Source organism: Streptomyces sp. MGP-P1, assembly GCF_057766565.1.
The window spans coordinates 2,716,564-2,739,692 of record NZ_JBYMEM010000007.1 but is presented as its reverse complement, the minus strand read 5'-3'; the positions used below and the strand labels follow the sequence as shown (position 1 = coordinate 2,739,692).

Annotated in this window: 19 protein-coding genes and 1 pseudogene; 9 read left to right on the top strand and 11 right to left on the bottom strand. The window is 72.6% G+C overall.

Annotated features, from left to right (window positions below):
* Positions 1-64: 64 nt before the first annotated feature.
* The 4 genes from AC3CH1_RS33945 to AC3CH1_RS33930 all read right to left on the bottom strand — a co-directional run bounded on the left by AC3CH1_RS33945 (position 65) and on the right by AC3CH1_RS33930 (position 3,821).
* Positions 65-547 (bottom strand): NUDIX hydrolase, encoded by a 483-nt coding sequence (locus AC3CH1_RS33945; RefSeq protein WP_488466378.1) that lies wholly within the window; start codon positions 545-547, stop codon positions 65-67.
* Positions 548-577: 30 nt separating this feature from the next.
* Positions 578-2,170 (bottom strand): apolipoprotein N-acyltransferase, encoded by a 1,593-nt coding sequence (gene lnt / locus AC3CH1_RS33940; RefSeq protein WP_488466805.1) that lies wholly within the window; start codon positions 2,168-2,170, stop codon positions 578-580.
* Between the two features lie 214 nt (positions 2,171-2,384).
* Positions 2,385-2,948, bottom strand: coding sequence for a hypothetical protein (locus tag AC3CH1_RS33935; RefSeq protein ID WP_488466377.1), 564 nt, complete (start codon positions 2,946-2,948; stop codon positions 2,385-2,387).
* A gap of 87 nt (positions 2,949-3,035) precedes the next feature.
* Positions 3,036-3,821: a glutamate racemase gene (locus AC3CH1_RS33930; protein WP_488466376.1), complete on the bottom strand. Its 786-nt coding sequence runs from the start codon at positions 3,819-3,821 to the stop codon at positions 3,036-3,038.
* Positions 3,822-3,879: 58 nt separating this feature from the next.
* Here AC3CH1_RS33930 and AC3CH1_RS33925 point away from each other — a divergent pair, with 58 nt between their 5' ends.
* Entirely contained in the window at positions 3,880-5,061 is a 1,182-nt protein-coding gene (locus tag AC3CH1_RS33925) for a glycosyltransferase (protein WP_488466375.1), read from the top strand.
* A gap of 43 nt (positions 5,062-5,104) precedes the next feature.
* Here the strand turns inward: AC3CH1_RS33925 and AC3CH1_RS33920 are convergent, their stop codons facing one another.
* The 6 genes from AC3CH1_RS33920 to AC3CH1_RS33895 form a co-directional block, all read right to left on the bottom strand.
* On the bottom strand, positions 5,105-6,502 hold the full coding sequence (locus AC3CH1_RS33920) for a TerD family protein (RefSeq protein WP_488466374.1): 1,398 nt from the start codon (positions 6,500-6,502) through the stop codon (positions 5,105-5,107).
* Positions 6,503-6,670: 168 nt separating this feature from the next.
* The gene (locus tag AC3CH1_RS33915; protein WP_488466373.1) at positions 6,671-8,206 is read right to left on the bottom strand and encodes a SulP family inorganic anion transporter; all 1,536 of its coding nucleotides are present in this window, start codon (positions 8,204-8,206) and stop codon (positions 6,671-6,673) included.
* Between the two features lie 81 nt (positions 8,207-8,287).
* Positions 8,288-8,887 (bottom strand): carbonic anhydrase, encoded by a 600-nt coding sequence (locus AC3CH1_RS33910; RefSeq protein ID WP_488466372.1) that lies wholly within the window; start codon positions 8,885-8,887, stop codon positions 8,288-8,290.
* Between the two features lie 366 nt (positions 8,888-9,253).
* Positions 9,254-9,913: a response regulator transcription factor gene (locus AC3CH1_RS33905; RefSeq protein ID WP_488466371.1), complete on the bottom strand. Its 660-nt coding sequence runs from the start codon at positions 9,911-9,913 to the stop codon at positions 9,254-9,256.
* Positions 9,843-11,342 (bottom strand): sensor histidine kinase, encoded by a 1,500-nt coding sequence (locus AC3CH1_RS33900; RefSeq protein ID WP_488466370.1) that lies wholly within the window; start codon positions 11,340-11,342, stop codon positions 9,843-9,845. Before AC3CH1_RS33900 ends, AC3CH1_RS33905 begins: the two co-directional genes overlap by 71 nt.
* Positions 11,342-11,767 carry a hypothetical protein gene (locus AC3CH1_RS33895; RefSeq protein WP_488466369.1) on the bottom strand — a complete coding sequence of 142 codons (426 nt, stop codon included), beginning with the start codon at positions 11,765-11,767 and terminating at the stop codon, positions 11,342-11,344. The genes AC3CH1_RS33900 and AC3CH1_RS33895 overlap by 1 nt, the downstream gene beginning before the upstream one ends.
* Positions 11,768-12,193: 426 nt before the next feature.
* On the opposite strand from AC3CH1_RS33895, the gene AC3CH1_RS33890 reads away from it, so the two are divergent.
* The 8 genes and pseudogenes from AC3CH1_RS33890 (at position 12,194) to AC3CH1_RS33855 (ending at position 20,631) form a co-directional block, all read left to right on the top strand.
* Positions 12,194-12,349: a hypothetical protein gene (locus AC3CH1_RS33890; protein ID WP_488466368.1), complete on the top strand. Its 156-nt coding sequence runs from the start codon at positions 12,194-12,196 to the stop codon at positions 12,347-12,349.
* A 130-nt stretch (positions 12,350-12,479) separates the two neighbouring features.
* Positions 12,480-13,717, top strand: a pseudogene (locus tag AC3CH1_RS33885) (hypothetical protein).
* Between the two features lie 36 nt (positions 13,718-13,753).
* On the top strand, positions 13,754-14,269 hold the full coding sequence (locus AC3CH1_RS33880) for a glycine-rich domain-containing protein (RefSeq protein ID WP_488466367.1): 516 nt from the start codon (positions 13,754-13,756) through the stop codon (positions 14,267-14,269).
* A gap of 41 nt (positions 14,270-14,310) precedes the next feature.
* Entirely contained in the window at positions 14,311-15,633 is a 1,323-nt protein-coding gene (locus AC3CH1_RS33875) for an MFS transporter (RefSeq protein WP_488466366.1), read from the top strand.
* Between the two features lie 317 nt (positions 15,634-15,950).
* On the top strand, positions 15,951-16,424 hold the full coding sequence (locus AC3CH1_RS33870) for a DUF6643 family protein (RefSeq protein WP_488466365.1): 474 nt from the start codon (positions 15,951-15,953) through the stop codon (positions 16,422-16,424).
* 131 nt (positions 16,425-16,555) lie between these two features.
* On the top strand, positions 16,556-17,392 hold the full coding sequence (locus AC3CH1_RS33865; RefSeq protein WP_488466364.1) for an MOSC domain-containing protein: 837 nt from the start codon (positions 16,556-16,558) through the stop codon (positions 17,390-17,392).
* A gap of 36 nt (positions 17,393-17,428) precedes the next feature.
* Positions 17,429-18,034, top strand: a complete 606-nt coding sequence (locus AC3CH1_RS33860; protein WP_488466363.1) for an Rv1733c family protein — start codon at positions 17,429-17,431, stop codon at positions 18,032-18,034.
* A gap of 167 nt (positions 18,035-18,201) precedes the next feature.
* Positions 18,202-20,631, top strand: coding sequence for a right-handed parallel beta-helix repeat-containing protein (locus AC3CH1_RS33855; RefSeq protein ID WP_488466362.1), 2,430 nt, complete (start codon positions 18,202-18,204; stop codon positions 20,629-20,631).
* On the opposite strand, the gene AC3CH1_RS33850 is transcribed toward AC3CH1_RS33855, so the two are convergent.
* Positions 20,598-23,036 (bottom strand): hypothetical protein, encoded by a 2,439-nt coding sequence (locus tag AC3CH1_RS33850; protein WP_488466361.1) that lies wholly within the window; start codon positions 23,034-23,036, stop codon positions 20,598-20,600. The two genes, AC3CH1_RS33855 and AC3CH1_RS33850, sit on opposite strands and share 34 nt — an antisense overlap.
* Positions 23,037-23,129 lie beyond the last annotated feature (93 nt).

Sequence of the window (23,129 nt, the reverse complement as noted above, 5' to 3'; positions counted from 1 at the left end):
CCTGTCGTCGAACTCCCGTCGCCCGGAGGGCGACGACGGGAGTTCGACGACAGGGCCAAGAGGGTTACGGAGTGCGCGGGGTGGGCTGGAACCAGGCAGGGCCGTCGGTGAGGGCCTGCTTGATCCGGAACAGGGCGAACTCGCCGAGGGGCGGGAGCCCGTCCAGCGGGAACCAGCCCACCTCCAGCGACTCGTCGTCGTTGACCCGCGCCTCGCCGCCGGTCGCCCGGCAGCGGAAGGTGACGTCGAGGTACTGGCAGATGTCGCCGTTCGCGTACTGCACGGGATCCAGCGCCTGCGTGAGCACCACCCGCTCGGCCACGCAGTGCACACCGGTCTCCTCCAGCACCTCGCGCTCCGCCGTCGCCGCCGGCTCCTCCCCCGGTTCGGAGATCCCGCCGATGACCGACCACTTACCGGTGTCGGCGCGCCGCCCGAGCAGCACGCGGCCCTCGTCGTCGAGGACGATGGCCGTCACCCCGGGCAGCAGGAGCAGTTGGTGCCCGGCGGTGGCGCGGAGGTCACGGATGAAGTCGGGAGTAGCCATGGATCCGAGCCTACGTGGCCGTGTCAGGTGCTATCGCCCGGTCCCCTCGCTCCGGCGGGCCCGGAACGCCGAGACGCTCACCCAGCCCAGGCCCGCCAGGGCCAGCAGCGCGATGACGCCCTCGGGCAGGGGGCCCATCCGGGTGGCGGGGGTGAGCGAGGAGCGCAGCGGGACCTCGTCGACGAGGGCGGCGGGGGTGAACATGCCGCTCTTCTCGACGATCGTGCCGTCCGGGCGGATCACCGCGCTGACCCCGCTGGTGACGGGGACGACGACGGCCCGACCGTGCTCGACGGCCCGCACCTGGGACATGGCCAGCTGCTGGTAGGTCATCTCGCTGCGGCCGAACGTCGCGTTGTTGCTCGGCACGGCGATCATCTGGCCGCCGTGGGTGACGGTGTCGCGCACCGCGTCGTCGAAGGCGGCCTCGTAACAGGTCACGAGCCCTACCTTCGTCCCCGCGAGGTCGAAGACGCCGACCTCGGTGCCGGGGACGAACTCGCGCTGCACCCGGTCGACGTCCTCGCTGAAGAAGCGGGCGACGGTGCGCATCGGCATGTACTCGCCGAACGGCTGGATGTGCCGCTTGTCGTACGTGTCGACGGGGCCCTGTTCCGGGTCCCACTCGATCAGGGTGTTGCGGAGGCTGTCGGAGCCCTTCTCGACCACCGAGCCGACGACCGTGGGGGCGCCGATCGCCTTGACGGCGTCGTCGATGACCTGGCGGGCGTCCGCGTTGAGGTAGGGATCGAGGTCGGAGGAGTTCTCCGGCCACAGCACGAAGTCGGGCTGTTTCTCCTTGCCCGCCTTCACGTCCTCGGCCAGTTGCGCGGTACGCCGGGCGTGGTTGTCGAGGACGGCGCGGCGCTGGGCGTTGAAGTCGAGTCCCAGGCGCGGCACGTTGCCCTGGATCGCGGCCACGGTGGCCGTGCCGTTCTCCGCGGAGTCGTCGACCAGGGGCAGCGCGGCGAGGGCCCCGGCGACCGGCACGAGGACGCTCACGGCGGCGCCGACGACGGCCGCGCGCGGGACCTTTCCGGTCCTGCGGTACGCGACGAGCTGGCGCACGGCCTCGTGGAGCCCGAAGCCGCACAGGACGACGGCGCAGGAGAGCAGCGGGGTGCCGCCGAGCGCGGCCAACGGCAGGAAGGCGCTCTCGGACTGGCCGAAGGCGATCTTGCCCCAGGGGAAGCCGCCGAACGGGATCCGGGCGCGGACCGCCTCGTCCAGCGTCCAGACCGCGGCCGCCCACACGGGCCAGTACGCGAGCCGGGTCACCGCGGCGATACCGACGCACCCCACCGCGATGATCAGTGCCTCCGCGACGGCCAGGGCCAGCCACGGCACGGGGCCGACGTCCTCGCCGGTCCAGTGCAGCAGCGGAAGCATGAAACCGAGGCCCGAGAGGAGACCGAGACCGAAGGCGGACCGGAGCCGACGCCCGTGCAGCACCCATCCCAGCAGGGCGAATCCGGGCAGCACGAGCCACCACAGGGGTCGGGGCGGGAAGCTCGCGTAGAGCAGCAGTCCGGAGAGCACGGCGGCGGCCGGGCGGAGGAGCCGCGGCAGCAGTCCGGCGGCCGGGGAGGCCGTGGCGGGCGGCGGGTCGTCGACGGGAGTCATGGTGGCGCTCACCCGGCGGAGTCTACGGTGGGCGGCTGGGAGCGGCGGCGTTGACCCGCATGGGGCCGGGACGCCGGCGGCTCGGGGTGCCTCCGGGCCGTCGGTGGGCGGTCCGGCCGGTCTCCGGGACGGTGGCCGACGCGGTCCGGCCGGTCGCGGGACAGGGACCGGCGCGGTCCGGCCGGTAGCCGGGACGGTGGCCGACGCGGCCCGGTCAGTCGCCCGGTCGTTTCCCGGAGGCCGGCAGATGCAGGCGTTGCCGGATGAACCGTACGGCCGCCTCCGCGTCGTCGACCGTGACGGTGAAGGTGCGGCCGTCGCCGAGGCGCAGGGCTATGCCCTCGCCCTTGCGGACCACGACGGCCGTGCCCTGCTCGGGCCGCCAGCGGTAGCCCCAGCCGCCCCACTGGCGCGGGTTGATCCGAGGGATGAATTCCGCGCCCGTCACATGGCTGAGCAGGATCCGGCGGCGCGGCAGGCCGGCGTGGCCGCAGCGCACCTCCAGGCTGTCCCCGTCGACCTTGACGGCCACATGGACGAAGGCGAGCGTTCCGAAGAGGATCAGCAGCCCGGCGGCGAGGCAGCCGATCACCGACATCAGCAGCGGGGCGATGCCCGAGGTCCAGGCGCCGTCGACGGCCAGCTCGATACCGAGGGCCACACAGCCCGCGCCCGCGAGGGCCAGCAGCCACTGGATGCGGTTGGTGGCTCGGCCGTTCCACTCCGTGGGCGGCGCCTGGCTCGACCCGTGCGTCGCACTCTCGGGGAGGTCCGTCATATGCAGCAGCGTAGCCGCGTTCCGGGCTCTCGGCCGGGGCCGCGGGGGCCGATCGGGCTACCCGGCCCCGATCCGCCGGAGGCTCGGTCAGCGGGCGGGCACCGCGGCGGCCAGCATCCGGCCCTCGGCGTAGGTCAGGGCGGCCCGCGGGAGGACGGCGGGGCGGCCGGCCTGGAGCACGGTGAGCTTGGCGGAGGGCTCGGCCGTCGGGGCGGGGTCCGCTCCGATCCGGCGCAGCGCCTGGGCGGCGACCGCTCCGGCGGACCCGTGCAGGGCGAGCGGGGGGCGGCCGGGCCGCTGCACGGCGTCACGGATCCGGGCCGCGACCAGCTCGTAGTGGGTGCAGCCGAGGACGACGGCCCGGACGTCGGGCGGGGTGAGGGCGGCGGCGGCCGCTACGGCCCGGTCGATCGCGGTCTCGTCGCCGTGCTCCAAGGCGTCGGCGAGCCCGGGGCACGGGACCTCGGTGACGTCCGCGGCCCCGCCGAAGTCACCGATCAGCCCACGCTGATAGGGGCTGCCGGTGGTGGCCGGGGTGGCCCAGATGGCGACGGAGCCGCCGCCCGCCGCGGCCGGCTTGATCGCGGGGACCGTGCCGATGACCGGCAGCGCGGGCTCCAGTTCGGCGCGGAGCGCCGGCAGGGCGTGGACGGAGGCGGTGTTGCAGGCGACGATCAGCGCGTCCGGCCGGTGGGCCGCGGCGGCGCGGGCGACGGCCAGGGCGAGCGCGGTGATGTCCTCGGGGGTGCGGGGGCCCCAGGGCATGGAGCCGGGGTCCGAGGAGAGGACGAGTTCGGCGTCGGGCCGCAGGCGGCGCACTGCGGCCGCTGCCGCCAGCAGGCCGATTCCGGAGTCCATGAGCGCGATCTTCACCCGGTCACCCTAGCCGACAGCCCTTGCGGACCGGGCTCGGTGGGGCAGACTTCGGCGGATGAGCGCCGTTGCCTGGATCGCCGTGGGTTCACTGATCGCGTGGGTGTGGCTGCTGCTCGGGCAGGGCTTCTACTGGCGGACGGACCAGCGGCTCCCCCGGCGCACCGACCCGGCGCGCTGGCCCTCGGTGGCGGTGGTGGTGCCGGCCCGCGACGAGGCGGAAGTGCTGCCGGTGAGCCTGCCGTCGCTGCTGGTCCAGGACTACCCCGGGGACGTCCGGATCATCCTCGTCGACGACTGCAGCAGCGACGGCACCGGGCAGCTGGCCCGGGAGCTGGCCGCCCGGTACGGCAGGTTCCCGCTCACCGTGGTGACGCCCGGGGAGCCGGAGCGGGGCTGGACGGGCAAGCTCTGGGCCCTGCGGCACGGGATCGCGGTGGCCCGACGGGACAAACCGGACTTCCTACTGCTGACCGACGCGGACATCGCGCACGAGCCGGACAGTCTGCGCGATCTGGTGGCCGCGGCCGGCTCCGGGGGCGAGGGAGGCTTCGACCTGGTGTCGCAGATGGCGCGGCTGCGGGTGGAGAGCGTCTGGGAACGTCTGGTGGTGCCGGCGTTCGTCTACTTCTTCGGGCAGCTCTACCCGTTCCGCCGGGTGAACCGGCCCCGGTCACGGACGGCGGCGGCCGCGGGGGGCTGCGTCCTGCTGCGCACCGAGGCGGCCGAGCGGGCGCGGATCCCGGACTCGATCCGGCAGGCGGTGATCGACGACGTGTCGCTGGCGCGGGAGGTGCGGCGCAGCGGCGGCCGGATCTGGCTGGGGCTCGCGGACCGGGTGGACAGCGTGCGGCCGTATCCGCGGCTGGCGGATCTGTGGCAGATGGTCTCGCGCAGCGCGTACGCCCAACTGCGGCACAGTCCGCTGCTGCTGGCGGGGACGGTCCCGGGGCTGCTGCTCGTCTACGTGGCGCCGCCCGCGACGCTGGCGGCGGGGCTGCTGACGGGTGACGGGGCGGCGGCCTGGGCGGGCGGCGCGGCGTGGGCGGTGATGACGGCGACGTATCTGCCGATGCTGGCCTACTACCGTCAGTCGCTGTGGCTTGGGCCGCTGCTGCCGCTGACGGCGGTGCTGTACCTGCTGATGACGGTGGACTCGGCGGTACAGCACTACCGGGGGCGGGGCGCGGCCTGGAAGGGCCGCACCTACGCGCGCCCGGAGGCCGCGCCCGACCGGTGACCTCGCGGGAAGGTGTGCGGCCGCGCCGGGCGGGCGCGGCGGGTCACTTGCGGCCGGGCGTCCAGTTCATGCCCCAGCCGTAGGCGGCGTCGATGGTGCGCTGCGGGCTCACGCCCCGGTCCGGGACCAGATAGCGGGCCTCGCGCTGCACGGTGAGGTCGCCGCCGTTGTTGGTGATCAGTGCCAGGGCGCAGACGGTGGAGGGCACGGTGCACTCGTCGAGGGTGAAGTCGATGGCCGCGCCGTTCTGCGGCTGGAGGGTGACCGTGGCGTGGAGATCGGCGAAGCTCCGGGCGCCTTCGTAGATGGTGACGAAGATCAGTACCCGCCGCAGCAGGTCCTTGTGGTCGAGGTTGATGGTCATGTTCTCGCCGCTGGAGAGGGCGCCGGTGCGGTCGTCGCCGTCGAGATGGATGAAGGGCGGCCTGTTCAGTGAGCCGAACGCGTTCCCGAGCGACTGCACGACCCCCTTGCGGCCGTCGGCGAGTTCGTACAGTGCGCAGAGGTCGAGGTCGAGATCGGCGTGCATGGCGACGGCCCGCCCGAGCTTCGCTCCCCAGCCCTTGAACTGTTTGCGCACTTCCCAGTTGAGGTTGACGCGCAGCGCGCCGGAGGTGCCGCCCTGTTTGGCGAGCGAGACGGACGGCGCGCTCTTCGTCAGCGTGACCTTGGTCAGCCGTACGGGCGTCGCGGCGGGCGGGGCCCCGGGGGCGGCGGGCGCGGGGGGCGCCGGCGGGACGGGGGCCGCGGGCGGGGCGACCGAGGCGGGAGCCGGGGTCGGAGCGGGAGCCGGGGCCGGGGCGGGAGTCGGGCCCGGGGTGGGAGCCGGGGCAGGGGTGGGAGCCGGGGCCGGGGTGGCGGGGCGCGGTTGCGACGGGGTGACAGGGGCCGCCGGGGGCTGCGGGGCGCGCGGGGCCTGCCGCGGTTCGTCCACGGAGATGCCGAAGTCCGTCGCCAGGCCTTCGAGGCCGGTGCTGTAGCCCTGTCCGACCGCGCGGAACTTCCAGGCGCCCTGCCGCAGGTACAGCTCGCCGAGGATGAAGGCGGTCTCGACCGTGGCGTCCGTACTGTCGAAGCGGGCCAGCTCCGCGCCGCTCGCCGCGTCGGTGACCCGCACGTACAGTCCGCTCACCCGGCCGAAGGTCCCGCCGTCCGCCGACGCGGCGACGACGATGCGGTCGATCGCGGGTTCGACCTTGCCGAAGTCGACGACGAGGGTGTCGGTGACGTGGTCGGGAGCGGTCCGCTTGCCCTCGTGCCGGACCGCGCCGGACGCGTGGGCCGGCTGGTTGTAGAAGACGAAGTCCGCGTCGCCGCGGACCTTGCCCGCCACCAGCAGGAGAGCGGAGGCGTCGACGTCCGGGGTGCCCGCCGCGGCGTGCCGGCCCAGTTCGACGCGCACCGTGCCGGCCGGCACCGCGACGTTGCTTCCCTTTTGCATGGTTATGCTCGCCCCCATCACGAATCCGGCTGCCCGCAGGCTTTCCCCCCACAACCTAACGGCCTGTGGGGGAAAGCCTCCGGGCGCATGGACCGTGGCGGACGAGAGCGTGTCCGGCGGACCCGGTCAAGGTCCGCCGGACACGCGTCTGGGTTCCGGCGTACGGAGTTAGGGCCTCTCGTTGCGCGGAGGGCCTTCACCGTCCGGAGCGGCGCCGGCGAGAGCGGCCTCGCGCGGCGTGTCGTCCGGCGCCGGGTCGGAGCCCTGGACGGCGCCGCTGTGCGCGGTCCACGCCTCCAGGGCGGTGCGGCAGGCGTGGTCCAGGTGGCGGAGCCGGGAGAGGTCGAGCTTCACCGGCCGGTCCTTCGGCAGGGCCTCCAGGGTGTCGAGGATCAGCGGCAGGCGCAGGAAGGTGGCACTGCCGCTGAGGGAGACCGTGGTGCGGTCGTCCTGCTCGTCGATGTCGAGGCGGACCGCGGAGGTCTCCCAGGCCGTCTTGATCACGGCCAGCCCGATGCCGAGCAGCACGCCCATGAACATGTCCGTGAGGACGATCGCCAGGGCGGTCACCACCAGGACCACGGCCTCGCCCCGGTGTTCACGCCAGAGCGGGCGGAAGGTCGCGACGGGGATGAGCTTCGCGCCGGCGTGGACGAGGATCCCGGCGAGGGCGGCCACGGGGATCAGACCGAGTACGGCGGGGAACAGGGCCGCGAACAGCAGCAGCCACGCTCCGTGCATGATCCGCGAGGCTTTGGTAAGCGCACCTGCCTGCACGTTGGCTGCACTGCGCACGATGACGGCGGTCATGGGCAGCGCGCCGACGAGGCCGCAGATGGTGTTGCCCGTCCCCTGGGCGACGAGTTCCTTGTTGTACTGGGTGCGCGGCCCGTCGTGCATCCGGTCCACGGCGGCGGCGCTGAAGAGGGATTCGGCCGAGGCGATGAGCGTGAAGGCGAGGATGACGCCGAGGAGACTGACGTCGGCCAGGAGGCCGAAGTCGTCCAGGCTCGTCAGCCGGAGTGAGTCGATCAGCCCCTGCACCTTGATGGGAGCGACGGGCAGGTTGAACACGGCCACCGCGGCGGTGGCCAGCCCCACGGCCACCAGCGGGCCGGGGAGCACCTGGGGCAGGCGTCCGGGAAGCCGCTTCCAGAGGATCAGTACGACGATGGTGCCGACGCCGATCGCGGTGGAGGAGATCGCCGCGGCTCCCGTGATCCGCGTGAACAGTTCCGGCAGCCCGGCCAGGTTGTCGAGACCGTTCCCCGGGGCGTTGGCCCCGGCCATGGCGTAGAGCTGGCTGCCGATCAGGACGAGGCCGATGCCCGCGAGCATGCCGTGGACGACGGCGGTCGATATGGCGCGGAACCACCGGCCGAAACCGACGAGGCCGAGCCCGACCTGGAGGAGCCCCGTGGACAGGACGAGGACGCCGAGCGCCGCGACGCCGTGGGTGGTGACCGCCTCGTACACCAGGACGGTGAGCCCGGCGGCCGGGCCGCTGACCTGGAGCGAGCTGCCCGGCATCGCGCCGGCGATCAGCCCGCCGACGATGCCGGTGACCAGGCCCAGTTCGGCGGGGACACCGGAGGCGACCGCGATGCCGACGCACAGGGGCACGGCGACGAGGAACACCACGATCGAGGCGAGGACGTCGCGGGACAGGACGTCCGGGCGTAACCGGAGTTGTGGAGACGACATGAGAGCTTCAGCTCCTAGAGGAGTGGGGGGAGACAGCAGGTGGCGGCGGGAGCGGCCCGCGTGTTCACCGGTGGGTCGCTGTCACAGGGAGGAGAAGGTTCCGGTGGAGGGCCGGTGGGCCTGCACGGCGCCGGTGTGGACCTCGTAGTACCAGGCGTGCAGCCCGAGCCGGCCTTCGCGCACGGCGCGGCTCACGCACGGGTAGTCGCGCAACGCGTCCAGTTGCGCCACCGCGTGGCGCTGTACCGGCTGTTCGCAGTCGGGGCCGAACTCGTCGGGGACCCGAGGACCGGCCGTCGGGGCGCATTTGCCGAGCCAGCCGCGTACCGCCGGCAGGGTCCGCAGGTCGTCGCCCCTGGCCAGGGCTCCGACGGCGCCGCAGTGAGAGTGCCCGCAGAGGATGATGTCGGACACCTCCAGCACGCAGACGGCGTACTCGATCGTCGCCATCTCGCTGGTGGGCGCGTCCGGATCGTAGGGCGGGACGATGTTTCCGGCCGTGCGCATCTCGAAGAGCTCGCCGGGGCCGGAGTCGGTCAGCAGGGTGGGGACCACCCGGGAGTCGGAGCAGGTGATGAACATCGTGGAGGGCCGCTGGCCGGCCTCGAACTCCTTGAGTTCACGGCCTGCTCCGCCACAGCGGGCGGAAAAGGTGCGGGCGTGTTCGATGAGTTGTCGCACAGGAGTGTCCTCCATACGGAAGTGGCGTGTGGCTCTTCACGCGGGGCGGGATCTCACCCCGCCCACAACCGGGCCTTCGTGGCACACGGGTGGCCCGGGTACCACGGGGGATCAGGTGCGGGTGCTCGCGTCGCAGGGCAGGCGGGGGGTTCGCCTCCGTGTCTGCTGGTCCGGTGTGGCGGCGGCGCCCTGTTTCCGGGCGGGGCCGCGGCGACCGTCTGCGCCGCTCACGGGCCTCGCGTCACCGATGACCCGTAACGAGGATTCTCGGGGCGGGCGATGAGGTGGCGGTGAGACAGCGGTGAGACTGTTCTCATGGGGTCCGGCGGACGTCCGCCGCCGGGCGAACGCCGCCCGCCCCGGTTCTCAGGCCCGGAGCCGGTAGCCGACGCCCCGCACGGTCTGGACCCGGTCCGCGCCGATCTTGCGCCGCAGATAGCGGATGTAGACGTCGACGATGTTCGAACCGGGGTCGTAGTCGAACCCCCATACCTGGCTGAGCAGTTGCTCGCGGGAAAGCACCCGGTCGGGGTTGCGCATCAGGATCTCGGCGAGGGCGAACTCCCGGGCGGACAGATCGGAGACGCGCTCGCCCACCTGGGCCCGGCGGGTGCGGAGGTCGAGGATCAGATCGCCCACCCGCAGCAGAAAGTTCTCCGCCGGCTCCTCGCGGCGCAGGCGCAGTCGTACGCGGGCGAGTAACTCGTCGAAGGCGAAGGGTTTGACCATGTAGTCGTCGGCGCCGCTCTCCAGTCCGGCCACGATGTCGCTCACGCTGTCGCGGGCGGTGAGGATGACGACGGGCAGGGAGATGCGCGCCTTGCGCAGCTTGCGCAGCACCGTCAGCCCGTCGTCGCCGGGCAGTCCGAGGTCGAGGATCAGGAGGTCGAAGTCCCGGCCGCGGGCGTGCTCGTAGGCGGAGCCTCCGTCGGCGACGACCCGGGTGACGTACCCGCTACGGCGCAGGCCTTTTTCGACGAAGGCAGCGATTCTTTCCTCGTCCTCGGCTATCAAGATTCTGCTCACCATGGGTTCCTTCCGTCGTGGGCTGCAGTGCGGGAAGGTCGATGACGAATCTCGCGCCGCCCCCGGATGCCTCCTCGACGTGGGCGACGCCGTCGTGTGCCTGGGCGATCTCGCGGACCAGCGCGAGGCCCAGTCCGATGCCGGGAGCGGCCCTGCCGGGAACCGCGTTGCCCCCCTGATAGAAGCACTGGAAGATCCGTTCGCGGTCCTCCGGGGCCACGCCGGGGCCGGTGTCCGCGATCCACAGCAGTACTCTGCCGCGCCACAGGCGTGACCCGATCTCGATGGCGTCCCCTTCCCCGGTGTGACTGACCGCGTTGGCCGCGAGCTGCATCAGGGCCTGGGTGACCCGCTGCTCGTCCAGGTGCACGCTGACGTCGGCGACCTCGGCCACCGTCCACCGCCTGCGCCCCAGCGCCTGGGCCTTGGCGGCCGTGTCGACCACCAGGTCGGTCAGACTGGTCTGGCCGAGGCTGAGGAAGTCGGGGCGCTCGGCCCGGGCCAGGAGCAGCAGGTCCTCCACGATCCGCCGCATCCGGTCGAGTTCGTCGAAGAGCAGGGCGCGGGTCTGGCCGCGTTGGCTGTCGGGGTCCTCATCCATCAGCTCCAGATGTCCGCGCAGGACCGTGATGGGGGTCCGCAGTTCGTGCGCCACCTCGTCCAGGAACTGGCGTTGCGCGGTGAAGGCGCCCGACAGGCGGTCGAGCATGTGGTTGAACGTCTCGGCCAGTTCCGCCACGTCGTCCTTGCCCCGCACCGGCAGCCGCTGGGTCAGGTCCGTCTCGCTGATCCGCTCGGCGGTCTGCCTGACCAGTCGGATCGGAGCCAGCACCCGGCCCGCGACCAGCCAGCTGGCCAGTCCCGCGACCACCAGGGCGAAGGATCCCGATGCCAGCAGCAGCCGCGCCATATGGCGTTCCTGCCGCAGTTCCAGGTCCCGGAAGAAGACCAGTACGAGCCGGGTGTCGGTGTGGTCGCCCGCCATCTGTACCGGGACGACACCGTAACGGACCTTTCCGGCCGAGGTGTCCAGCGACCGGATACGGGTGTCGGCCGTCCGCGCCATCAGGGCCACGACCTCCGGTTGCTGGTCCAGACGAGCCGGGACCTGGCCCGGGTTGCGGCGGTCCGCCCGTCCGTTCACGACGCTGAAGAAGGCGCCGTTGCGCTCGGGCCGGTGGACCGCCATGAACGCCGTCAGCAGCGAGGCGGCCGTAGTGAAGCGCTCACCGGGGTACGCGTCGCGTGAGGATCGGGAGAACGCGCGTAGCTTGTCGGCGTCGGCCAGGAGTTGCGCGTCGACCTGCCGGTCCAGTTCCGCCTGCCAGACGATCGTGATCCCGAAGGTGGGCACGGCCAGGGCAGCGCTGAGAAGCAGGAGCATCCAGCCGACGATCCGGGACCGGGCGCTGGTCGGGCGCCTGAGCATCAGTCGTCCCACTCGTCGTCCGCATCCCCCCGATTGCCGTGTGATGCTTCCTCGTTCTCGTCGTCGAGCTCGTCCTCTGCGTCCTCTGCGTCCTCCGCGTCGCCCCTGGGGACACGTGAGGCCTTCTCGTCGTCACCGGTGGTCCGTGACGCTCCCTCGGCCCCGCGGCCTCCGGGGAGCCCAGGGGAGTCGGTGCTCCTGTCGTCGGACTCGGGCGGCGGCTGGGGCGACACGGCCCGGCCGCCCGAACAGGAGCCGGACGGCGCGGGCGTGGCGGGGGACGGTGTCGGGGACACGGCGGTGCGGCCGGGGACGGTCGGTGCGGCGGCCGGAGGCGTGGGGACGTGCAGGAAGGGCACGACGACCACGGGCCCCATGGAGGGCGGCACCTTCTGCCCGGGCCATATCCATACGACCAGTAACACTACTGTTCCTGCCCCACATCCTGCCAATACCGACCCCACCCCACGCCACAGCATCGGACCAGTCTGCCTTCGCGGGGTCCCGGGGACGGACATGAGGAAAACATTCTCATCTTCGGTGGCCGTCGACACGTCCGTCGCCGCGTCGGCGCCCCCGGGCGAGCCGGGCGACCCGCTTCCATCTGGGGCTCCGCGGATGATGCGGCCGGGTGCGCGAGCCGCGACCCGAGCCGGCGCCGACGCGACACCCCGCAGAGCGGAATCACGCCAAACCGGTCCTGAATGGGGCTGCTTCCCCATGGTTCGACATTGCCATTCATTGACAGTTGCGCAACCGCGCTTTTACATTCAGCGGGCAGGCCGAGGAGAAATCCATTCACCGTCGGCCCGTCTCAGGGAGTACCTTCCGCACTATCACCGGAGGACCTCATGGAACACCTGATCCAGAAGATGGCCCAGGACCACGTCTGGCAGAATTGGCTCGCCGCCAACTCGGCCCAGCAGGCCGCGAAGAACGGCTGCATCAGCGCGGCACCCAAGAACGGGTGTATCAGCGCCGCACCGAAGGCCGGCTGTATCTCCTGATCGGCCGGGGCGACCCGGGATCAGCTCTGCGAAAGATTCCTCCCCCACCACAGCATGTTCCCGGGCGTCTCGACTCCGTCTCCCTCGTAGCCCGTATTTCTTCAGCTATGCGAAACATGAGAAGGAATTAATGAAGGGCCAGCCGACCAGCGATGTCATAGAGCACATTCGCGACATACCGATCTACCAGGAGTCCCTGGCGAAGGGCCACTTCCCCCTGCTCGACAAACCGGAGATCGCCCGCGGGTTCCCCGCCAACTGGATGACGCCGCGGCTGGCGGCGGCGCTGGAGAACGGCGAGGCGGAGTTCGTCCTGTCCACGGGCACCAACCACGCCCGGATGCAGATCATCCGGCCTCCGTACTTCCTGCTCCGCTCCTACTACGAGTTGTGGCGGAACCACCCCGACATCGGCGAGACGTGGGAGTCGGGCTGCCGCCGGGTCTCCCTCACCACGGTGCTCGCGACGGAACACGTGGCGCGGGTCAACGCCGCCCGCCGCGGCGTGGAGCACAAGGGAATACCCATCCTGGCCGACCGCTGGCTCGACGAGCGCACCTGCTACCTCAACCTGCGGCTGGATCCGGCGCAGTGGGTCCGCAAGGACGTACTGCGGATGCTCCGCGAGATCGACCTGGCCCGGAGCACACACCCGGAGGGCCGGTACCACCTCGACTGCTCCGGCTACCACTTGGCGCACCTGGTGCGCAAGGCGGAGGCCTGGGGCCTGCTGGACGCGTTCCCCGCGCCGGCCAGCGTCATCACCGCCTACGAGTACACCCCGGTGAACGTACGGCGGTTCCTGCACCGACGCTTCGACTGCCCGGTCATCGACCTGTTCGGCAGTACGGAGTTGGGCTACCTCTACTACAGCGACCGGGAGGGCCGGTACTGGCCCCACCTGGCCGGGATGAGCGTCGAGCTCCTGCCGGTGGTCCCCGGAAGCACGATCCACCAGCTCATCGTCACCAGTGTGCGCAATCCCTACATGCCGCTCGTCCGCTACCGGTCGGGCGACTGTGTGCGCACCCTGGACGGCTCGCCGGACCCCGCGGCGATCACCCAGTTCTGCGGCCGTCAGAAGGAATTGCTGAGCACACCGAACGGCCCGGTCGCCCAGGGCGACCTCGACCGGCATGTCGCAGACGCTTCCCCCGGATCTTCCTGCACCAACTGCACCTCCAAGGCGACGCCGACGCCACCCTGTCGTACACGACGTTCACCGACGAACCCCTCGGAGCCGCCGAGGGCGCCGCGTTGCGGCAGGCCGTCGCCCAACTGACCGGACGGAACTGCCGGATCGAACACCGCACCCATATCCCCATCGGGCGCTCCGGCAAGTACGCCTGGCTCATCACCGGCACCTGACGCACCGCCACCTCTCCCCCTCAGAAACGGAGTGCCATGACCAGCGGACAGACACTCTCCGCCGACGACCTGAAGCGTATTCTCGGAGACGCGCTGCACACCGAGGTGGTACGGCATTTCTGCGACAAGGCGCCGGACATACCCCAGGACTTCGTGGAACGTCAGGTCACCGAATGTCTGCGGTACCTCTACCTCGTCTCCCGGTACCGGGACCGGCTCGCCGGGCTTTTCCTGCCTGTCGAACAGGACATCGACGAGATATGGCACTACCTCATCCTGCAGACCCGCGAATATCGCACGCTGTGCGAAGAACGGCTTCCCGGGCGGTTCTTCGTCAACCACCGCAGCATCGCCTACGAGGACTACCAGGAAGAGCCGGGACGCGAACAGGCATTGGAAGAGGCATTGCGCTGGATCCCCCTCTACTGCCAGGAATTCGGGCCGTTCGACGAAGGCGCGCTGCCGCACTGGACCATGGTCCGGTTCCTCCATGAACAGCTGGGCGTTTCCCTCACGGACATCGCGGAGCTGAAACCCATGGCCGTTGCCTGAGTGACAATGTCCTCGCCCGCCTGACGATCGGAAGCTCTCCCTTGTCGACTCGCAGCGGACATCCGGTCGCCACGGGTGAGATTCCGGAACAGCGGCGCATTCTGGCCGTGCTGGTACTGGCCCAGATCATGAGCGGCGCCGGTCTCACCGCGGGGATAACCGTCGGAGCCCTGCTCGCCGAGGAGATGCTCGGCTCCACCGGCCTCGCGGGAGTACCGAGCGCGCTCTTCACCGCGGGGGCCGCACTCGGCGCGCTCGGCATCGGCCGGCTCTGCGCCCGCTGGGGCCGCCGCCCCGGACTGGCACTGGGCTACGCGACCGGGGCGCTCGGCAGCGTCGGCGTCGTGGTGGCCGCCGCCACCGACAGCGTGGCGCTGCTCTTCCCGGCCCTCGTGGTCTACGGAATGGGTACGGCGACCGGCCTCATGGCGCGCTACGCCGGCGCGGACCTGGCCTCCCCGGCCCGGCGCGGACGGGCCGTGAGCGCGGTGCTCTTCGCCACCACCCTGGGCGCGGTGACCGGGCCCATGCTGGTGACGCCGGCCGGCGAGTTCGCGCACGCCTGGGGCGTGCCGCGTCTCGCCGGGCCCTTCCTGCTGGCGGCCGCGGCGTTCGCCGCCACCGCGGTCGTCCTCGCCTGCCTGCTGCGGCCCGATCCGCTCCGGCTCGCCCAGGAGCTGGCCGTCCGGGCGGCGGGCGCCCCGGGCGAGGGCGCTGACACCGGCGAGGAGGGTGACGCGCGCACGGACGGGCCCCGCGCCGGGGCCGCGGCGCCCGCCGGGCGTCACGACGTCGCCGTCGGCACCACCGTGATGATCCTGGCCCAAGTCGTGATGATCGGGATCATGACGATGACGCCGGTGCACATGCTGGCGCACGGTCATAGCGCCCAGGCAGCCGGGCTCGTGATCTCCCTGCACGTCGGAGCGATGTTCCTGCCCTCCCCGCTCACCGGGCTGCTCGTCGACCGGATCGGCGGACGACGGGTCGCCTGCGCGTCCGGGCCGCTGCTGCTGGCGGCCGGGGCACTGGCCGCCCTGTCGCCCGCGGGCTCGACGCCCGCCCTCGGCGCCGCTCTCGTACTCCTCGGCCTGGGCTGGAACTTCGGGCTGATCAGCGGCACCGCGATCGTCACCGACGCCCTGCCCCCGGACCGGCGCGCCTCCACCCAGGGGCTGGTGGACGTGGGGCTCGCGGCGGCCGGAGCGGCCGGGAGCCTGGCGTCCGGCCTGGTCGTCGCGTGGGACGGCTACCCGGCCCTGGCCCTGATGGGCGGATTGGCCGCCCTGTTGGTGCTGCCGGTGGCCGGCCGATCCCCTCGCCGCGCACCGCGCACGGCAGGTACCACCGAGCCGGGCGGGTGAGGGCGGTGCCAAAAGCCTTACGTGGGTTGACGGAAGGCAGGGCCTTTCGGGCCGGCGGACGATCTCCGTGACGTCGAACCGTACGCATCGCGCTTTGGCCAAACGCTATTCGCCTGCCTCCCGGATGCTTCGGCGCCGTTCCCCTTCACGGTCGGGAGCGGGGGGCCGAAGCCCTCGCCCACCAGCGGAAAGGTCCCTCCCGTTAACGAAATCTTTAACGATGCTTTGGCGGGTCGGCCGCACAGAACCAGCGTAAAACGGATAACCCAAAGATGGGGACTCCCCCTACAGCGCATTGTGGGCTTAACTTAGGTGGCATGACGTCCCCCCGCTCCACCTTCGGCGGCGGCTACTACGCCGCGTCGTTCCCCGACACTCCGATCTACGACTCCTTGGTCGCGGAGCGGGGAACCCCTCAGATCGCCCCCATCCGGGTTCCGGCCGCCTATGACACCGGCAACAGCTACCTGCCGGCCCTGCCGTCGGCGCTGCCCGCCCTGCCCGCGGCCCCGTCGCAGCAGACCGGTTACGGCTACCCGCAGCAGCAGTCGATGCCGCAGTACCAGCAGGCTCCGGCGCAGCAGTCGCCGATGCAGCCCGCCCAGTTGCAGCACGCGCCCGCGCCGTACATCCCGCAGCAGCCGTCGACGGTCCGCGGCTACCCGCAGCAGCCGCGGCCCGCGCCCGGCACCGGGTACGAGTCGATGCGCCCGGCCTCGCCGCGGCCCGCGCCGGCGCAGTCGCCGTACGAGGACCCGTACAACCGCCCGTACCAGAGCCGGGGGTACTGAACCCGCGACTCCGTGCGACGAGGTGCGCCGGGGGACGCACCGGACACCAGCCCCATCCAGGACATACGGGTGCCAGTTGATGCCCGGGAATCCACGCGTACGGGGTCAGAGGTTGCTGGCAGGATGGGTGCATGAGCTTTCCCGTGCTCCGTTCAGCCCACGTCCATCCGGTCAAGTCGCTTGCCGCCCGCGCCTGCGACATGGTCGCCGTCGAGCCATGGGGACTCGACGGCGACCGCCGCTGGATGCTGGTCGACAAGGCGGGCAGGGCCGTCACACAACGTCAGCAGCCGTCCATGGCCCGGATCTCGGCCGAGCCGCTGCCGGGCGGCGGCGTGCTCCTGTCCGCGCCGGGCTTTCCGCCCCAGCGCGTCGAGGGACCGGACCCCGGCCGCATGATCACCGTGGAGCTGCACCGGGACACCGTGGTGGTGGAGGAGGCGCCGGGCGACGCCCATGACTGGCTGAGCGCGGTCCTCGGCGCGGAGGTCCGGCTCGTGCATCTCGACGACCCGTCGCACCGCAGGCCCGTCGACCCGCTCTTCGCCCGGCCCGGGGACATGGTCTCCCTCGCCGACGGCTACCCGCTGCTGGCGACCACCACGTCGTCGCTCGACGCGCTCAACACCCTGATCGCCGCGGGCGACCGGCCCGAGGAGGGACCGCTGCCGATGGACCGTTTCCGGCCCAACGTGGTGATCGGGGAGACCGAGGCGTGGGCGGAGGACCACTGGCGGCGGATCGCCATCGGCGAGGTCGCCTTCACGGTGGCCAAGCCCTGCGGCCGCTGTGTGATCACGACGACCGACCAGCGCACCGCCGAGCGGGGCAGGGAGCCGCTGCTCACGCTGGCCCGCCACCGGCGGTTCGGCAAGCAGTTGGTCTTCGGCCAGAATCTGATTCCCGAGGGGACGGGAGTGATCAGGGTCGGGGACCCCGTCCGGATCCTCGACGTCCTCGACGGATAGATCGACCGGATCGACAGAAGGGGCAGGGGGACGGGCGTGTGGGTGCTGTGGGCACTGCTGCGCGGGCGGGGCAGTCCGCTGCGCCGTGCCACCGACCGCCGCGAGGCATGGGTGGCGCTCGGAGCGCTCCTGCTCCTCGTGGTCGGCGCCCCGGCCGCGGGCTGGGCCGGCGGGACGGTGGCCGACGCCGCCCTCCAGCGGTCGGTGCGGGCTCAGCACGAGGAGCGTCACCCCGTCGACGCGGTGGTGGTGGGCCCGGCGGGGAGGGGACGTTTCGCCGGTGATCCCGAGGGTGGCGTCGAACGGGCCGCGCGCACCTGGGTGGTGGCGTCCTGGGAGGCCCCGGACGGCAGTCCGCGCACCGGAAAGGTGGCCACCGCGTCACGGCCGGGCGGCCCGGGGTCCCCGGTGCGGATCTGGACGGACGCGACGGGCCACCCGGTGCCGCCGCCGATGGACGGGCGCACCGCCCGGACCCACGCGGTGCTGGGCGGCATCGGCACGTTCCTGCTCGCCGGCGCGTGCGTCGAGGCGGGCCGCCGGCTGACCGTGCGACGCATGGTGCGGCGGCGGTACGCACGGCTGGACCGGGAGTGGGCCGCGGCCGGTCCGGGCTGGGGCAGGGCCGGTAAGGGCGGCTGACCACGGCCTCCCCCGGCCGGGAGCGGGCGGGGGGGACATCGCTCCGCTGGGCGGACTCGTCAACTCCCGCCCCTCACGCGCGCTACGGTGGTCCGACCCCGTCCGCCTCCCCGGCGACGGACGGACCCGAGGCATCGCACAGCACGAGGTGGGGGCAGAGCAACGCCATGGCACAGGGCACGGTCCAGGTGACGCACACCGGCACATCGCGATGGCGCCGCCGCACGGGCGAGTACGCCTCCCTCTCCGCGGCCCTGGAGGCGGCAGCCGACGGCGACGTCCTCACCGTCGCGCCCGGGACCTATCGGGAGAACCTCGTCGTCCACCGCGCGGTGACGCTGCGCGGGCCGGAGGGTTCGGTCGGTTCCGTGCGGATCGCGCCGGTCGACGGCGTACCGCTGACCGTGCGTGCCTCCGCAGTCATCCAGGACCTCCATGTCGAGGGCCAGGACTCGGCGGCTCCGGCGCTGCTGGTCGAGGACGGCACGGCGGAGCTGACGGACCTGCGGATCGTGACGCGGTCGGCCGCGGGCATCGAGGTGCGCGGCGCGGCCCGGCCCACCGTGCGGCGCTGCACGGTCGACAACCCGGCCGGGGTCGGCATCGCCGTGCTGGACGGTGCGGGCGGCGTGTTCGAGGAGTGCGAGATCGTCTCCGCGGGCCAGTCCGGGGTCTCGGTCCGCGACGGCGGGCATCCGCGCCTGGAACGCTGCCGGATCCACCACGCGTCCGGGGCGGGGATCGGCGTCACCGGCGAGGGCAGCGGCCTGGAGGCGTTCGGCTGCGAGGTGTACGAGATCAGGGGCAGCGGCATCCAGGTCACCGCCCGTGCCTCGGCCCACCTGACCGACTGCACCGTGCACCGCACCTCCGCGGACGGCGTCACGCTGGACACCGACGCGGTGCTCACCCTCGCCGACTGCGACATCCACGACATCCCGGAGAACGCGATCGACCTGCGGTCGCGTTCGGTGCTCACGCTGACCCGCTCCACCGTCCGCCGCTTCGGCCGCAACGGGCTCTCGGTCTGGGACCCCGGGACCCGGGTCGACGCCAACCAGTGCGAGATCCACGACAGTACGGGCGACTACCCGGCGGTCTGGGTCAGCGACGGCGCCACGGTGATACTGGACGCCTGCCGGGTGCACGACGTCCCCGACGCCCTCTTCGTCCTCGACCGGGGGTCGCGCGCCGACGTCGTGGACAGCGACCTCTCCCAGATCCGCAACACCGCCGTCTCCGTGAGCGACGGGGCCACCGCCCAGCTGGACGACTGCCGGATCCGGGAGGCGTCCACGGGCGCCTGGTTCCGCGACCACGGCAGTGGCGGCACGCTGAACAACTGCACCATCGACGCGGCGCAGACCGGGGTCATCGTCACCAAGGGCGCGGACCCCACCATCGAGCGCTGCACGGTCACCTCGCCGGCCGAGGCGGGGTTCTACGTCTCGGCCGAGGGCCGGGGCACCTTCGACAGCTGCCGGGTGACGGGCAGCGAGGGCTACGGCTTCCACGTCATGGACGGCTGCCGCACCACGCTCACCCGCTGCCGCACCGAGCGGTGCGCCCGGGGCGGTTACGAGTTCCCCGAGGGCGACGCAGGCGCGGCCGGCCCGGTGGCGAAGGACTGCACGAGCGACGAGAGGGGTCTGCGTACGGCTTCGGCCCCGCCGCCGCCCGCGGTGCTGACGGAGACCCGGTCGACGCCCGGTCTGCTGGGCGCGCTGCCCGGCCAGCGCGCGGTCGAGCCCGCTCCGGAGCCGGTCGTCCCGGTGGAGCCGGCCCGGGACTCCTCGGCGGTCCTCGGCGAACTGGACGCGCTGGTGGGCCTGGACAGTGTCAAGCGCGAGGTGCGGGCGCTGACCGACATGATCGAGGTGGGCCGCCGCCGTCAGGAAGCCGGGCTCAAGGCCGCGTCCGTCCGCCGGCACCTCGTCTTCACCGGCTCCCCCGGCACCGGCAAGACCACGGTCGCCCGGCTGTACGGGGAGATCCTGGCCTCGCTCGGGGTGCTGGAGCGCGGACATCTGGTCGAGGTGTCCCGGGTGGACCTGGTGGGCGAGCACATCGGCTCGACGGCGATCCGGACCCAGGAGGCGTTCGACCGGGCGCGCGGCGGGGTGCTGTTCGTCGACGAGGCGTACGCCCTCTCGCCCGAGGACTCCGGCCGGGACTTCGGGCGGGAGGCCATCGACACGCTGGTGAAGCTGATGGAGGACCACCGGGACGCGGTGGTCGTGATCGTCGCGGGCTACACCCACGAGATGGAGCGGTTCCTCACCGTCAACCCCGGGGTGGCCTCGCGGTTCTCGCGGACCATCACCTTCCATGACTACCTCCCCGAGGAGCTGCTGCGGATCGTCGAGCAGCAGGCCGAGGAACACGAGTACAGCCTGGCGGAGGGCACCGGGGAGGCGCTCCTGAAGTACTTCACGCAGCTGCCCAAGGGTCCCGCCTTCGGCAACGGCCGCACCGCCCGCCAGACCTTCGAGTCGATGGTGGAGCGGCATGCGGGCCGGGTCGCCCAGCTCGCCGAGACGAGCACGGACGACCTGACCCTGCTCTACCCGGAGGATCTCCCCGAGCTGCCTTTCTGAAGGCCTGCCTCCGCCTGCCGGGGGACGAGGGGGCCCAGCTCCGCGAGGAGATCCGCACGCTCCTCGGCGAAGACCGGGTCTGCCTGGTAGTCGGAGTGCCCGAGGATCGGTTCGGGCAGCGGGAGCTTCGTGGTCCGCCCGTAGGCGAGTGGGTCCTTCAAGGGGCCCCGGTCGACGCCCGGGTCGGGGTCGGCGCAGATGCGGACGGGGCCGCCGATCGGGTCGGTGTGCCGCCACAGATTGCGCCAGCAGTGCACCGAGCGGTGCAGCCCGAGCAGCGGTCCGGGGCCGAAGTAGGCCGGGAACCACCGCCCGTACAGCCGCTCCAGGGGCGAGCCGTAGGTGAGCAGCGCGACCCGGCGGCGGGTCGCGTCGGGCAGTTGCCAGACGGCGGACGCGGCGAGCACGCTGCCCTGTGAGTGGCCCGAGATGACGAGCCGGCCCCGGGGCGTGGTCGTCGTCCAGGCGGACATCCGGGAGGCGAGGTCGGGAACCGCGCGCTCGGCGTAGCACGGGGGTGCGAAGGGGTGGGCGGCGCGCGGCCAGAAGGTGCCCACGTCCCAGAGGATGCCGATGGTGCGGCGGGCCGAGGCGTCCTTGTAGGCGCGGCGGCCACCGGCGACGAACAGGACGAAGCCGAAGCCGATCAGCCAGGAGCCGGTCGACTGCGCGGTCTCGGCGAACGATTCGATGAGCGGCCAGCTCCCGTCGGCGGCCCGGCCCGGCACTTCGTCACTGCGCCAGGAGCCGACGGTCGCGCCCGCCCCGAGCAGCAGGGTGGCCCCGGAGACCACGCCGACGATCCAGGGCGCCGAGTCGGTGAGGGCGGCGGTCGCGCGGATCCGGGCGATGCGGCGGGTACGGCCCTCGTCCGGCGGTTCGGGGGCGTACTCCGCCTCGATGAGCGGGCCCAGCCTGCGGGCGGTGCGCGTGGTGCGGACGATCAGCACCAGGACCGGGACGAGCAGGAGCAGCAGGAGCACCGGGATGACGGAGGCCTGCCAGCTCAGCAGGACGGGCGGTCCGGCGATGTCGGTGCCGTGGCCCATACCCGGGCTCCCCGGACCGTCGAGCCAGTCGGCGACGCGCTGGGCCACTCCCCCGGTCATCACGCCGCCGAGGGCGCAGGCGAGCATCGCGACCGCGGGGCCGCCGAGTCCGTGCAGGACGGTGCGCGGTTCGGGGTTACTCCGGAAGATGCCCCGGGCGACCAGGGCGAGGCCGACGACGAGGACACCCTGGCCGAGGGTGAGGAGCCGGAAAGCGGTCTCGCCGGGCAGGCTGCCCGAGGACTCCCAGTCCGGGCGCGACCAGGAGGCGTACACGACGGCGAGGGCGAGCAGGGCGAGCGCGGAGCCGGGCAGATAGGTGATCAGGGCGGCGTCCAGCTTGGTGTCGGGGGTCCGTTCGCTGCGGCCCCGGCTGCAGACGACCTGGACGACGACGAGCGCGCACAGGACGATCCCGCCCTCGACGGCCGCGCCGAGGAGCGGGGGAATTGATCCTTCGGGGCTCCGGTCGTGTCGGGCGGCGGCGCCGGCGACGGCCGCGGCGACGGTCAGGAATCCGGCCGCCGTGTGGGCGGCACGGAGCCGGGCGACGATGCGGCGGCCGTACCAGAAGCCGGGCCTGCCGAGCGCGGGGCGGATCGGGGCGGCCGGGCGCGGGGTCCCGTCGGTGTCCGGGGCGGGGGTGTCGGGGCCGTGGGCCTCGTGCCCCCCTTCGGGGTCGTGGGCGTCGATGTCCCCTTCATCCAGGGGGCGTTGGGATTCGTACGCGCTCCAGGTCCGGTTGGACAGGTACCACAGGAGCCCCACCAGGGCCGCGGGCACGACGGCGGCCAGGGCGAGGCGGCGGCCGGGCTGCGACCACCAGCCGTCCTGCCGGGCCGACAGGAAACCGAGCCAGGAACGGCGTTCGGCGCAGGCATCGGCGCCCGCGCACTGCCAGGCCAGCAGGTCCAGGGCGACTTCGCAGGCAGCCGCCGTGAGCAGCACGGTGAGGCTGAGCGCGACGAGCCGCACCAGCACGCCGTACAGCCGGACCGCGCGGGTGCGGCCGGTGGCGGTGGGGCGCATCCAGTGGGCGAGGTTGACCACCATGAACGGCAGGAGCAGCAGCCACAGGGCGCGGGAGCCGTTGCCGGAGGTGAGGCCGGACCAGCAGTACGCCTCGGCGACGGGCTCGTCCCGATAGCGCTCGGGGTACTTCTCGCCGTGGGCGTCCTCGGTGCGCCGGTACACGGCCGCGGTCTCGTCCCCGGTGACGCGGACGGTACGGGGATCGCCCAGCATCTCCTGCGGGGTGGCGCCGCCGACGCCGTGGACGAGCAGTTCCAGTGCGGCCCCGGTGTGCTGCGCGGGCGGGGAGTCGGGCGGGGACGGGGGCAGGGCGGCAGGGGCCAAGGGGGACTCTCTCTCGGGCGCGTCGGCCTCGCGGCCGACGGAGACGTGCGCAGGAGCGGATGGTGCGGGGCCGGGACGTCGTGGGCGCCGGCG